Source organism: Flavobacteriales bacterium (assembly GCA_016715895.1).
Taxonomy (GTDB): Bacteria; Bacteroidota; Bacteroidia; order Flavobacteriales_F; family PHOS-HE28; genus PHOS-HE28.
Genome location: JADJXH010000003.1, coordinates 1,980,017 through 1,993,749 on the forward strand (window position 1 = coordinate 1,980,017; position 13,733 = coordinate 1,993,749).

At 66.4% G+C, this 13,733-nt stretch carries 8 protein-coding genes and 1 pseudogene; 2 read left to right on the plus strand and 7 right to left on the minus strand.

What is annotated here, in order from left to right:
• Positions 1–66 precede the first annotated feature (66 nt).
• Positions 67–1,314, minus strand: coding sequence for an efflux RND transporter periplasmic adaptor subunit (locus tag IPM49_08595; protein ID MBK9274582.1), 1,248 nt, complete (start codon positions 1,312–1,314; stop codon positions 67–69).
• A 341-nt stretch (positions 1,315–1,655) separates the two neighbouring features.
• Between IPM49_08595 and IPM49_08600 the strand changes: the two genes are divergently transcribed.
• Complete coding sequence (locus IPM49_08600; protein ID MBK9274583.1) at positions 1,656–2,207, plus strand: RNA-binding protein; 552 nt, start codon at positions 1,656–1,658, stop codon at positions 2,205–2,207.
• A complete protein-coding gene (locus IPM49_08605) occupies positions 2,153–3,496 on the plus strand; it encodes a TonB-dependent receptor (GenBank protein ID MBK9274584.1) in 1,344 nt (447 codons plus the stop codon). The genes IPM49_08600 and IPM49_08605 overlap by 55 nt, the downstream gene beginning before the upstream one ends.
• 1,153 nt (positions 3,497–4,649) lie before the next feature.
• Here IPM49_08605 and IPM49_08610 read toward each other — a convergent pair.
• The 6 genes and pseudogenes from IPM49_08610 to IPM49_08635 all read right to left on the minus strand — a co-directional run.
• Positions 4,650–5,612, minus strand: a complete 963-nt coding sequence (locus IPM49_08610) for an HmuY family protein (GenBank protein MBK9274585.1) — start codon at positions 5,610–5,612, stop codon at positions 4,650–4,652.
• A 2-nt stretch (positions 5,613–5,614) separates the two neighbouring features.
• Positions 5,615–7,855 carry a TonB-dependent receptor gene (locus IPM49_08615; GenBank protein MBK9274586.1) on the minus strand — a complete coding sequence of 747 codons (2,241 nt, stop codon included), beginning with the start codon at positions 7,853–7,855 and terminating at the stop codon, positions 5,615–5,617.
• Between the two features lie 66 nt (positions 7,856–7,921).
• Entirely contained in the window at positions 7,922–8,746 is an 825-nt protein-coding gene (locus IPM49_08620) for a T9SS type A sorting domain-containing protein (protein MBK9274587.1), read from the minus strand.
• 602 nt (positions 8,747–9,348) lie between these two features.
• Positions 9,349–10,570, minus strand: a pseudogene (locus IPM49_08625) (IS256 family transposase).
• 125 nt (positions 10,571–10,695) lie between these two features.
• Entirely contained in the window at positions 10,696–13,365 is a 2,670-nt protein-coding gene (locus IPM49_08630; GenBank protein MBK9274588.1) for a T9SS type A sorting domain-containing protein, read from the minus strand.
• A 199-nt stretch (positions 13,366–13,564) separates the two neighbouring features.
• Positions 13,565–13,733 (minus strand): hypothetical protein (locus tag IPM49_08635; GenBank protein MBK9274589.1); only part of this gene is annotated, 169 nt, incomplete at its 5' end.

Genomic DNA, 13,733 nt, shown 5'->3' on the forward strand with positions numbered 1-13,733 from the left:
GTTATCGTGATCGACGTTCCGTGTTGGCAGGCCCTGCAACACGCGAGGTGCGCAGGACCGTGGCTGCTATTGGATCAGGAGCTCGTCCGCATCGTTGAACGCGCTGTATCGGCTGGTCACGACGCGATCGCCGGGCCGAAGTCCTTCGATCACCTCGTACATATCGGGGTTCTGTCGGCCCAGCTTCAGCTCGCGCCGGGTGGCCCTGCCTTCGGCATCGACCACGAACACCCACTGGCCGCCGGTATCCTGGAAGAAGGGGCCGCGTGGCAGCATCACGGCCTCCATGTCCTCGCTGAGCTGGAGCCGCACCTGGAAGGTCTGCCCGCGGCGGATGTCGGCCGGCGTCGCACCCGTGAACCGCAGGTCCACATCGAACTCGCCGTTGCTCACTTCGGGATACACCTTGAACACCTCGATGGTGTGCTCCGAACCGGCATGGATGAAGGTGCCCTGAAGGCCGATGACGACACGGCTCACATAGTGCTCGGGGATCCGTGCGCGCACCTTGAAGCGCTCCAGCACATCGATCTGGGCGATGCGTTCACCGCGCTGCCGCGTCTGGCCCAGCTCCACGTTGAGCCCGCTGAGCTGCCCGTCGATCGGCGCCCTGATCACCAGGTTCTGCAGGTTCTCGCGCAGGAAGTGGAGGTTCTGCTGGATCAGCTCGAGGTTGCTGCTGATGGAGCCCATCTGGCTGAGGCGGAAAAGCGAATCGCTGCGGACGTTCGCGGCCAGCAGCATGCGTTTCGCCCGCATGTACTCCAGGTTCTCCCGGTCGGCCATGTACGTGTTCCGCGCGAGCAGCGAGTCCTGCAGCAGGCGGTCGTTCACATGCTGGTCGCGCTCCAGCCGCCTCAGGTCCTTGTCGAGGTTGAGCAGTTCATCGCGCAGCCGGATGCTCTGCTGGTCCATCGCCAGGCGGGTGTTGCGCAGGTTGTTCTGCTGGTCGAGCAATTGTGCCTCGCGGTTGATGGCGTCCATGTGCAACTGCGGGTTGCTGAGCTCGATGATGGGGTCGCCCGCCTTCACATGCGTACCGTCCTCCACGAAGCGATGCTTCACCGTGCCGCCCTCGAGCGCGTCGAGGAAGACCGTTTGAATGGGTTGCACGGTGCCGGTGACGGGGATGAACTCCTTGAAGAGGCCCCGTTGCACCTCGCCGATGGTGACCCTGGCGGTCTCCACTCGGACACGGCGGGTGGCGAAGGAGCCGCCCCAGAGGGCCAGGGCCGCGAGGAACACGACGACCGTTGCGCCGAACGCGATCATGCGCCTCCGCCGGGCCGGCTTGGGATCGATGGCGCGGTCCATGGTCCGAAGCTGGGGGCTGTGCAGGCGACGGACCGCGGACAGAGGGACGGACCGGTGGGTGGATGACCGGCAGGGACGAACGGGGACCGGTCGACGGGTTTCGGAGCCGCGTCGGGCCTGACCGGTGAGGCGGCCGGCCCATTCGGTCCGCTTCCTGTCGGAAGGCGCGGGGCCGCCGGGGCGCTAGGGTCCGAAATGCCCAATGGGAAAGGCCTGCCGGGCGGGGGGTACTTGCCGGGATCGGACTTCTGCCTACTTTCGTGCCGCCCAACGACCGTGGTGTGCTTTGGCGAGACCACCCCGGCACAGGCAAAGACCAACCAAACACGTCAGTAGAACGCATGAACATTTACGTCGCCAACGTCCCTTACTCTGTGAAGGACCAGGACCTCCGTGAGCTTTTCGAGCCTTACGGCGAGGTCACCTCGGCCAAGATCATCATGGACAAGGCCACCAACCGGAGCCGCGGCTTCGGATTCGTGGAGATGTCCGATGACAACGCCGGCCGTCAGGCCATCGAGGCCACCAACGGCAAGAACTTCCATGGCCGTGACCTCGTGGTGAACGAGGCTCGCCCCCGTCCGGAGGGCGACCGCCCCTTCCGCGGAGGAGGTGGTGGCGACCGTGGCGGCTACCGCCCCGACCGCGGCGGTTTCCGCGATCAGGGCGAACGCTCCTACCGTCGCGACGAGGTGATCCCATCCCATGCCATCAAAGGGCCCCGCTTCGGCGGGGCTCTTTCGTTCCACACCCCGGTTCCCTGTGAAAAGTTGTTGATCTCGACCGGAGATCCCGCATGGCGCAGAGCCGCCATAGGGCATCCCGGTAGCTTTGCGCCATGTCCCTCCCCTGCCCTCGGGCGCTCCTCCTGCTGTTCGCCTTCGGGTGGGTGATCGCACTGCCGGCCCAACGGCCTGGTGGCGGCGGACGTCCGGTGAGCGGCCGTGTCTACGGCAAGGTGATCGACGCGGTGAGCGGCAAGGGCGCCGAGTTCGCCACGGTGACCCTGTTCGCCGGCAGCAGGGACAGCGTGATCACCGGCACCATGGTGCGGGGCAACGGCGATTTCCTGCTGGAACCGGTGCCGGGCGGACGGTACCGCCTGCAGGTGAGCTTTCTGGGCTACCGCACCATCGAACAGACCGTTGAGGTGACCCGTGACCGGAGCGAGGTCGACCTGGGCAACCTGAGGCTGGAGGCCGACGCCGGTGTGCTGCAGGAGGCCACGGTGGTGCGCGAGCGGAGCCCGATGCAGATGCTGGTGGACAGGCGCGTGTTCAACGTGGACAAGGACCTGGCCGCACGCGGTGGATCGGGTGTGGACGTGATGAAGAACGTGCCCGGGCTGAGCGTGGACCTGGAAGGCAACGTGGAGATGCGGGGGGCCCGCCCCCAGATCCTGGTGGATGGTCGCCCCTCCTCACTGACCCTGGAACAGATCCCGGCGGAGGAGATCGAACGCGTGGAAGTGATCACCAACCCATCGGTGATCTTCGATGCCAACACCACCGGTGGCATCATCAATGTGGTGCTGAAGAAGAGCACCAAGCCCGGGTACAGCGGTCAGGTGCAGGCCGGCGTGGGCACCAATGACCGCTACCAGGCCGGTGCCAACGTCAACCTGCGCGAAGGCCGCTGGGGCTTCAACCTCAGCGCCAACTACAACGACGGCACCAACGTCACCGACGGGCTCACCCTGCGCACGGACCTCGCACAAGGTGCGCCGGCGGGCACCTTCGAGCAGCGCACCGACAGCCGGTCGGGACGCAGGTCCTTTGGCGGCCGTTTCGGAGCGGATGTGCAGGTCAGCAACCGAAGCGTGCTGTCCCTGTCCCTGGGATCGCGCTTCCACAACATGTCGGGGCGCGAGAGCCAGACCTTCGAGAACCGCGCGTCCGATGGAGCGGTGAGCACCTACGGCACGCAGGTGAACGACACGGAGACGCGGACCCGGAGCCTCAACGGCCAGCTGGCCTTCCGGCACAAGACCCCAAGGAGGGCAAGGAGTGGTCGGTGGACCTCACGTACAACCGCTGGGACCGCGACAGCGATTCGCGCTTCGACCTCCGGCGCTTCATCGCCGATGGCGGCCCGGACACCACCACGCCGCGCATCCAGGACAACCTGGGCGGATCGTACTACGACCAGTGGTCCTTCCAGTTCGACATGGTGGACCCGCTGAGCGAACGGAGCAAGCTGGAATACGGGGTGAAGAGCAACCTGAAGTGGGACCGCACCTGGCTGGACGTGCTGCTCACGACGCCACAGACGCCGTCAGGCGAGCTGGACAGTGCGCTCACCAACGACTACCGGATCACGGACCTGATCAACGCGGCCTACGTGAACTGGACGCGTACGCTCAGCGAACGCTGGAGCCTGCAGGCCGGCCTGCGGTTCGAGCAGACGTGGTTCGAGACGGAGCTGATCGGCAAGGACCAGGTGTTCAGCTACAAATACCCCGATGGGAGTCAGGACCTGCTCAAGGCGCTGTTCCCTGCGGTCTACCTGGTGCACCGATGGCCGGGCGGCCTGCGCGAACTGCAGGTGAACTTCTCGCGCAAGATCGACCGGCCGCGCTTCTGGCAGATCATGCCCTTCATCATGTTCAGCGACGCCCGCAACGTGCGCATCGGCAACCCGGGCCTGGCGCCGGAGATGAACAACCTGGCCGAGGTGAACCACCTGCTCCCCCTCTGGAAGGGCCGGGCCAGCTGGCTCACCAGCGTGTTCGGACGCTACACGGAGGATGTGATCACGGGCTACAGCACACCGCTGGCCACCGACAGCACCGTGCTGCTGAACACCTTCGTGAACGGCAGCTACAGCGTCACCGCGGGCTGGGAGAACGTGCTGAAGGTGGAACCGGTGCAGGGCCTCCAGCTCACGCTGAGCGGAACGGCGCAATACCTGGACGTGGCCTTGTCCTCGGCCGACGGCGGCGTCCGGAACACGGGCCTCCAGTGGAACGCCAAGCTGCTCGTGAACTACCGCCTGCCGAAGGACTGGTCCGTGCAGGTGAACGGCGAGTACGAGGGACCCCGCGTGCAGCCGCAGGGGCGTGGCCTGGAACAGTACGGGGTGGACCTTTCAGTGGGCAAGGACATCACGCGCCGGTTGAACGCCGTGGTATCGGTGAACGATGTGTTCTTCACGCGTCGCTGGGGCAACACGGTGGAAACGGCCTTCTTCGAACAGGAGAGCTACCGCCGCCGCGAGATGCGCTTCGTGCGTTTCACCCTCACGTGGAAGTTCGGCGAACAGAACAACTCCCTCTTCCGGCGCCGTCAGCCGCAGCGCGATGCCGGCGACGGTGGGGGCATGGAGATGTAAGCGCGCTACAACTCCCGCACCTCCCAGGTGGGGCAGCCCACGGTTCCCAGATCGTCGTAGAAGTCCAGGAAGTGGAGCTTGTGGAACAGCCCCTGCGCATCATGGATGATGTACACGATGGAGGGGTCCACCGTGTAGGCGCCGTCGTCGAACGAATAGGTCTTCCAGTCGAAGCCGATGGCGTCCCGTGCGGTGCTGAAGGGATGCTGCAAGGTGTCCGATAGGCTCACCGTGGCCATGTCGGCAGCAACGATGCGCGCCACACGGACCCCGGGCGGGGTGAGCACGCCTGTGACGATGTAGGGGATGAAGGGCTCGTGGAACTGGTGCGTGTACTGCGTGAAGACCATGTCCCAGCTGCCTGCGGACGGCTCCACGTCCTCCGTCCCGGAAGCGAAGCTGAACATGGTGGAGGCGCTGCTGCCCGACTTGGACAGGGTGTGCTCCTGCATCCCGCTGCCGTCCAGCAGGGCGGTCCGGAACGTGTACGATGTGGCGGTGACCTCAAGCAGCTGCAGCTTCCGGACGCCAAGGTGCGCACCGAAGGCGTTGTAGCCCAGATCGATCAGGTGGATGTCCTGCGCACCCCGCCAGTCCCCGATGGCGGTGCTGTCCGGGTGGCCGCTGGGCGCGTCGATACGGCGCCCTTGGGCCATGCCCGCCGTATCCATCGCCACCGTGATGTCGCCCGGGCCGATCGACCAGGCGGTCATCAGGCGGCTGCCGTTGAGCCACACCCGCCACTGGTCCGGGCCGCTCTCGAAGGCCAGGTCCCAGGCGGTCTTCGGGTTGCTGCGCACCACCGTGCGCGAGGAGATGTCGACCCACAGCTGGTCCTGATAGCCGCTGCCCATGCAAAGCTGCACCTGGGCCGCCTCCCCACGCGGACGGGCGGGCACGGGGAGTTCATCCTTGATGCACCCGGAGAGGAGCAGGATGGAGAGCGGGAGCAATGCGGTGGCACGCATGGTCAGGATCGCTTGCGCAATTCAACATCAAGGCGCATGAACCAGGTGCGCCCGGTGGTCATCGGCACGGCGGTGGCGCCGGCGGAGTGGGCCCCTTCGGCCATGGTGGCCGCCAGGTTCCGCACATCGAACAGGTCCTTGCAGCCCACGGAGAGGCTGATGCGCCGGTCGAGGAAGGCCTTGGTCAGGGTGGCGTCGGCCAGGTGATAGGCGCCGATCGTGCCGCGGGTCACGGCGCCGTCGGCATCGGCGATGTAATTGGCGAGCTCTCCCTGGTACTTGTAGAAGAGGGATGCGGTAAGGCCCATCCGGCCGTGGTTCCAGGTCAGCGAGGCGCGGGCCTCGGGGCTCCACAGGGCGGCGGGCGAGACGGCATCCTCCCTGCCGGTGATGGAGGCTCCGGCGGACAGCGCCCAGCGTCCGTCATCCCACCCTGCGCCCACCGTGCCCCCATAGGTGCGCAGCCCGCCGATGTTGACGTAGGTGTAGCGCGTGCCGCTCACCTGGGCCAGGCTGATGACGTCCTCCACCTCGTTGAAGAAGGCGGTAAGCTCGGCGGACCAGGTGCCCCGCTCCCGTTGTGCGCGATAGGTGAGGCCGGCGCTGCCGTGGTGCGCCCGCTCCGGACGCAGCTCGGGGTTGCCGACGATGTCGTGGTTCACATCCACGAAGAAGAGGTACAGTTCCTTCAACGAAGGCGCGCGGAACCCTCGGGCATAGGCGGCGCGGACGGTGAGCGCCGGTGCCGGCGTCCAGCGGACGTTCAACGAGGGGATCAACGGGGCCTCATACCGGGTGTTGTAGGCGTAGCGCAGGCCGGGCCGAAGGGTGAGGCCGCTCCACGGGCTGTACTCCGCGCTGGCGAAGGCCGCCAGATCGCTGATGGTCTCGCCATCGCCCGCCATCCGATCGCCCTCCCCTGTCTCGTGGTTGAGGTCGGTGCCCACCTCCCACGCCAGCCGGGTACTGTCGGGTGCCGAGGACCATGTGGCGCGCAGGTTGGTGAGCGTGAACCGCGACGTGTCCTGCGTGCCGGGCGTGGTCACCAGCTGTTCGCTCAGGTCGGTGAGGTCGCGGAACCAGGTGTTGCGGATGCGGCGGTAGCGCTGGTGCGCGAGCAGGGCGTTGAACCGGCGTCCCCGGTCCCACCGGCCCTCGGCGAAGACCGCGTTGTCCAGGCGGTGCGTGAGGTACTGCTCATCGAAGGCCGTCTCCTGATAAGGCGCGCGCGGACGACCCCGGTTGGTGATGCGGTCCTGGAAGGCCTCGCCCTTGTACCCCAGGTCCCAGTGTGTGCCGCGCCAACGGTGGTTGAGGCGGGCGAAGTACTGCTCACGGGGTTTCCATTGCTGGTGACGCGTGCTGTCGGCCAAGGTGGGCGAAGGGTCGTACCAGCCGCCGGTGGAGGGGTCCCAACCCGCGAAGGCGTTGCGGCCGCCGGTGATCACGAGGTCGTGGTGCCCAAGACGGGCGGTGGCGGTGCCGGTGAGGTTGAGCCGGCCGATGTGCTCGGCGTAGGCCGTGGCCCTGGCGCTGGAGCGGTCGTTGGAGCGCTTGCGCGTGATCAGGTTGATGGTGCCCGCCAGTGCGTTGGTGCCGTAGTTGACGCTCAGCGGACCCTCCACCACCTCCACCCGCTCGATGCCGGTGAGGTCAAGCTGCGCCAGATCGAGGTTGCCATCCTGCCGCCCGATCACCGGAACACCGTCCACCAACACCTTCACGTTCTCGCCGCCCAGTCCCTGCATGCTCACCGCGGTGCCGAGGATGTTGTCCTGGCCGAGGCGCACGGTGAGCTCATTGCGCAGGGCCTCGCCCAGGGTGTTGGCGGCCATGCGATCGATCCGCCCGCGGTCGATCACACGCACCCGATGCACCGCGTTCTCCGCGATGCCGGCGCCATACTGTCCGGTGACCACGAGCTCGGGCATGTGGATGGACGCCGGCCGCAGGTGCAGCGCGTGTGGACCGGCTCCGATGAGCGTATCGGCGAAGGCCGCAAAGCCCATCATGTGCACGCGCACCAGCAGGGGCCGCGAGGCATCCACCGGCACCGTCAGCGCACCCTGGTCATCGGCTTGCGCCGTGGTCGGTCCGCCGCCCTGCTGCCAGGTGACGCTTGCGAACGGAAGGGGGGCCCCGTTCTCGGCCATGCAGATGAGCCGGACCTGGGCGTGGAGGATGACCGGGCTGGTGGCAGCGGTCAGGAGGAGGGCCGGGAGGACGCGCAGGAAGGGACCCATCGGAAGGACCTTGCAAAGGAGCGCACACGTGCGCGTGCGCACGGTCACGCGCACGTCAGGTTCAGCTCACTGGCGAAGCAGCCGGGCCACGGCAGGGCCACGGTCGGTGAGGAGACGCACGGTGTAGCTGCCGGCTCCAAGCCCTCCAAGTTCCATGGTGAACGGCGCGGCGCTCAAGGCCCCGAGGGAGCGCACAAGGCGGCCGGATGCGTCCAACACCTCGAGGCCCAGGATGCGGGCTTCCCCGGCATCGATGGTGAAGGTGCCATCGGGCGTGGGGTTCGGCCATACGCGGAGGTCCGCCGGCCGGTCGCGTTCGGCCAAACCGGTGGCGCTCACGAGCTCCTGGGTGAAGTCGATCGTGCCGGAGGTGCTGCCACCGAAGCCCGTGAAGGCCACATGCCACACGTTGCCTCCCAGGTCCTTGACGAAGTAGCTCAACGAATCCTCGATCACCCACTGGAAGGTCTGCATGTCGAAGCGCTTCCAATCGAAGCCGATCGTGTTGATGTGCGCGCTGTAGGCGGCGGAGGTCCAGTCGGCATCCGCAGGAGGAACACCGGCGGCCCGGGCGGCCTCGATGCCCTTGTTCTGGAGCACCCCGGTGACCCCGTAAGGCTGCGGGATGAAGGCGACGTACTTCACGAAGGTGAGGTCCCAGCTGTCATTGGCCGGCTCGCGGTCCACGGCCGTGTGGGTCTCCAGGTCCCAGTAGGCGAAGTTCTTCGTGCTGTATGCCGCCTTGTTGATCTGACCGACAAGCTCGTCGCTGCCGTCGAGGTCGGCGTGCGTGAAGGTGTACGTGCCCGTGGCCAGGCCATCGATGCGCAGCTTCCGCCAGCTGCCGTTGGCGAGGTGGATCAGGGAAGATGGTGTCGCCGGCCACCACATGGGTGATCGTGTTGTAGTTGCCCCAGCCCAGGTCGAACTCATCGGCGAAGGGACCCTGGTTGAGGGCGCCGAAGCTCCAGCTGGTGTCCGCATTATGGGCACGCGGCCAGGTGGAGAGCCCTGTGGTGTCCACACTGTTCCAGTCGGCGATGCTGAAGGGGCTCTTCACCACTTCGACGCCGGCCTTCTGGGTGTTCACCAGCACACTGGCCGTGAAGCCCTGGATCTCGAAGGCCAGGTCCCAGTTGTTCACCGGGGCGGTGCCCACCACCCCGTTCTGCAGGCTGTACCACACCTGGTCGGCGTAGCCCGGGGCGATGCTGACGGTGACGGGGGTCTGGGCGTGAAGGCCGTGGACGAGCAGGACGGAGGCGAGGAGGAGCGATGAACGCATGGGTCGGGGTTCGGGGTGCAAAGCAAGTGAGGGTCCATGGGCAGGAACAAGGGGAACGCCGGGTGGTGGGTCATGGAACTGCAACATGAAAAAATCAGCGGGGTCTGTTAGATAAAGTGTGTCATCATCGTTATTGCTGATGATGTTGATGTTGTTGGGGTTTTGAACGAGGGGGTCCGGGGAGACTCAGAACCTGTTGATCGGTGTTGATCGCCTGTGGATCGAAGCGTGGGCCGAAGAGCAGGCGTAGCTCGGCGGCTATCTCCCTCCAAGCGAAGATGGGCTTGGCGGCCATTTTCTCCACGATGCGCTGCTGGGCCAGATAGAGCAGCTTGAGCAGGGCCATGTCGTTGTCGAAGACGCGCTTGGTCTTGGTGTACTTGCGCAGCTGAGCGTGGAAGCCCTCGATGGGATTGGTGGTGTAGATGAGCCGCCGGATGCGCTCGCTGTAGCGGTACTGGCTGGCCAGCAGCGGCCAGTTGGTGTGCCAGGAGCTCACCGCCTGCGGGTAGCGTTCCCCCATTTGTCGCTGAAGACCTCCAGGGCATGCAGCGCTTGCTGCTCACCAGGGGCCCGGTAGATGGCCCGCATGTCCTTGACCACCTCCTTGTAGTGCTTGTAGCTGATGTACTTCAGGGTATTGCGCACCTGGTGCACGATGCAGAGCTGGATATCGCTCTGTGGGTACACCAAGGAGATCGCGTCGGAGAAGCCGCTCAGGTTGTCGATGCATGCGATCAGCATGTCCTCCACGCCGCGTTGGCGCAGGTCGCCCAGCACGCCCAGCCAGAACTTGGCCCCTTCGCTCTGCCCCACGTACAGGCCCAGCAGGTCCTTGTGGCCATCGGGGCCAACGCCCAAGGCGGTGTATACGGCCTTGTTCACCACGCGCCCTTCCTGCTTCACCTTGAAGTGGATGGCATCGAGCCACACGATCGCGTAGCGCGCCTCCAGGGCCGCTGCCGCCAGGTCTGTACATCGGCGATCACCTGGTCGGTCACCGCGCTGATCGTGGCCTCGCTCACCTCGATGCCGTACAGGTCCCGCACATGGTCGCTTATGTCGCGCTGGCTCATCCCAAGCCCGTAGAGCTTGATGATCTTCATGTCCAGCTCGGCGTTCAGCACGCGCTCGCGCTTGGGCAGCAGCACCGGGTCGAAGGTTCCCTCACGGTCGCGCGGCGTGGCGATCTCCACCTCTCCGTGGGCGGTCTTCACCCGCTTGCGCCCATGTCCGTTGCGCCGGTTACCTCCAGGCGGCTCCTCGGCCAGGTGAGCGCTCAGCTCGCCCCGTAGCGAGGCCTCCATCAGTCGCTTCACCAGCGGGGTCAGCACCCCATCGCTGCCGCTCAAGGGCTTGCCCAGTAGCAATTGCTTCATGGCCTCCTTCTCGAAGGCTTCGTAATCGAACTTGTCCGTCTTGTCCTCCATGGGTCAGGTGTTGAAGTTCGCAATCCGGCCTGACACACTTTACTGAACAGTCTCAATCAGCGAGGCCCGGGCTTCACCGACCTGCGTCGGATCCACCCGGGCCCCGCCTTCACCGGACCTCGTGATCAGTCCACTTTCGTGAACCGCTGCGTGATGACCCCATCGCCGATCGTCAGGCGCAGGATGTACTGGCCGGGCACGAGACCGGCCACATCGATCATGGTCCGGGTCTCACCCTTGCCGGCGTTCACCGCCAGGGCAGGGATGGCCTCCTGGCCCAGGATGTTGATCACGCTCATCTCCACGCGGGCCTCCGCATAGGTGTTGAGCGCGATGTTGAGCACATCGCGGGCAGGGTTCGGCCACAGGTTCAGGTCGGCCAGCGGCATGTCCTGTTCGATGGCCTTCACCAGTTCCTCGTCCACCACACGGCCGTCGCTCAGCACCAGCGACTGGGTGCCGTCCTGATCCACACCGAACACACCGTTCAGGATGGCGCAGAGGAACGGACCCACGACGAGATGCGGAGCGCCGGTGACATCCAGGCTGGCGCAGATGCTGCCGCCGCCCTGGATCAACAGGCCGTTGACGTCGAAGCCCGTGGTCACGCCCAGCTGCACGATGCTCAGGTCCAGCGTGGCCGGATCGTACACCAGCGTGTGGATGCGGTACAGACCCAGCTGCTGCACCGTGAACACCGGCGTGGCGCTCACCTGCTGGATCGTGAGCCCGGTGCCGCGCGTCAGCACGTACAGGGTCTGGTAGCCGGCCGGCACCACGGCATCACCGCCGGGCAGTCCCACCAGCGTGGCGCTGCCGCCGACACGGCACTCGATGAAGTCCTCCGGCGCGATGGTACCGGCGTCCGCCAGGCACTCGTCCGTGCAGACGCTCACGTTGAAGGCCGCACCCGGCACATCCAGGCTGGCGCAGATGCTGCCACCGCCCTGCACCAGCAGGCCGTTCACGTCGAAGCCGGTCGTCACACCCAGCTGCACGATCGAGAGATCGAGCGTGGCCGGGTCGTACACCAGCGTGTGGATCGTGTACAGGCCATCGGCCGTCACATCGAAGCTCGGGTTCGCACCCGCGTTCACGATGGTGAGACCGGCGCCCTGCGTCAGCACGTAGACCGTCTGGTAGCCGGCGGGCACGTTGGCGTCACCATTGGCCGTGGCGGACAAGGTGGCCACACCGTTCTCCAGGCAAACTTCCGTGGACACCGCGGTCAGGGTGCCGGCGTTCGGGCTGGCCACGTTGAAGGCCGCACCCGGCACATCCAGGCTGGCGCAGATGCTGCCGCCGCCCTGCACGAGGAGACCGTTCACGTCGAAGCCGGTCGTCACGCCCAGCTGCACGATCGCGAGATCGAGCGTGGCGGGGTCGTACACCAGCGTGTGGATCGTGTACAGGCCGTCGTCGGTCACGTCGAAGCTCGGGTTCGGACCCGCGTTCACGATCGTGAGACCGGCGCCCTGCGTCAGCACGTACACCGTCTGGTAGCCGGCGGGCACGATGGCGTCGCCGTTCGGCGTCGCCGTCAGCGTCACCGCGTTGCCGTCGCCGCAGATCGAGGCGCCACCGCTCAGGGTGCCGGCGTTCGCATCGCAGTCAAGGGGACATTCCACCGCCGTGGTCACAGCGCCCGGCACGTCCAGGCTGGCGCAGATGCTGCCGCCGCCCTGCACCAGCAGGCCGTTCACATCAAAGCCCGTGGTCACGCCCAGCTGCACGATCGAGAGATCGAGCGTCGCCAGGTCGTACACCAGCGTGTGGATGGTGTATGTGCCCAACGCGCTCACCTCGAATTCCGGCACCGTGTTCACGTTCTGGATCACGAGGCCTGCGCCTTGCGTCAGCACGTAGATCGTCTGGTAACCGGCCGGCACGTTCGCGTCACCGTTCGGGGTCGCGGAGATCATCACCGTACCCTGCTCGAAACAGACCTCTTCGACATCCGCGGTCAGCGTCCCTGCGCTCGGCGTACCCACCGTGAACTGCGCTCCCGGCACATCCAGTCTGGCGCAGATGCTGCCGCCGCCCTGCACCAGCAGGCCGTTCACATCAAAGCCCGTGGTCACACCCAGCTGCACGGTGCTCAGGTCCAGCGTCGCCGGATCGTACACCAGCGTGTGGATCGTGTACAGGCCGTCGTCGGTCACGTCGAAGCTCGGGTTCGGACCCGCGTTCACGATCGTGAGACCAGCTCCCTGCGTCAGCACGTACACCGTCTGGTAGCCGGCAGGTGCGTTGGCGTCGCCGTTCGGCGTGGCCGACAGCGTCACCGCGTTGCCATCGCCGCAGATCGACGCGCCACCGCTCAGGGTGCCGGCGTTCGGGCTGGCCACGTTGAACTGAGCTCCCGGCACATCCAGGCTGGCGCAGATGCTGCCGCCGCCCTGCACCAGCAGACCGTTCACATCAAAGCCCGTGGTCACGCCCAGCTGCACGATGCTCAGGTCCAGCGTCGCCGGGTCGTACACCAGCGTGTGGATCGTGTACAGGCCGTCGTCGGTCACGTCGAAGCTCGGGTTCGCACCGGCGTTCACGATCGTGAGACCAGCGCCCTGCGTGAGGACATAAACCGTCTGGTAGCCGGCGGGCACGTTGGCGTCGCCATTCGGGGTCGCCGTCAGCGTCACCGCGTTGCCGTCGCCGCAGATCGACGCGCCACCGCTCAGGGTGCCGGCGTTCGGGCTGGCCACGTTGAACTGCGCACCCGGCACATCCAGGCTGGCGCAGATGCTGCCACCGCCCTGCACGAGGAGACCGTTCACGTCGAAGCCGGTCGTCACGCCCAGCTGCACGATCAGAGATCGAGCGTGGCGGGGTCGTACCCAACGTGTGGATCGTGTACAGGCCGTCGTCGGTCACATCGAAGCTCGGGTTCGGGCCCGCGTTCACGATCGTGAGACCGGCGCCCTGCGTGAGGACGTAGACCGTCTGGTAGCCGGCCGGCACGCTGGCGTCGCCGTTCGGCGGCGGCCGTCAGCGTCACCGCGTTGCCATCGCGCGCATCGACGCGCCACCGCTCAGGGTGCCGGCGTTCGGGCTGGCCACGTTGAACTGCGCACCCGGCACATCCAGGCTGGCGCAGATGCTGCCGCCGCCCTGCACGAGCAGACCGTTCACATCAAAGCCCGTGGTCACGCCCAGCTGCGAT

Coding starts and splice junctions, on each gene's coding strand:
- IPM49_08615 (MBK9274586.1), bottom strand. CDS start 7,855: ATGGGTCCCTTCCTGCGCGTCCTCCCGGCCCTCCTCCTGACCGCTGCC.
- IPM49_08595 (MBK9274582.1), bottom strand. CDS start 1,314: ATGGACCGCGCCATCGATCCCAAGCCGGCCCGGCGGAGGCGCATGATC.
- IPM49_08620 (MBK9274587.1), bottom strand. CDS start 8,746: ATGTGGTGGCCGGCGACACCATCTTCCCTGATCCACCTCGCCAACGGC.
- IPM49_08605 (MBK9274584.1), top strand. CDS start 2,153: ATGTCCCTCCCCTGCCCTCGGGCGCTCCTCCTGCTGTTCGCCTTCGGG.
- IPM49_08600 (MBK9274583.1), top strand. CDS start 1,656: ATGAACATTTACGTCGCCAACGTCCCTTACTCTGTGAAGGACCAGGAC.
- IPM49_08610 (MBK9274585.1), bottom strand. CDS start 5,612: ATGCGTGCCACCGCATTGCTCCCGCTCTCCATCCTGCTCCTCTCCGGG.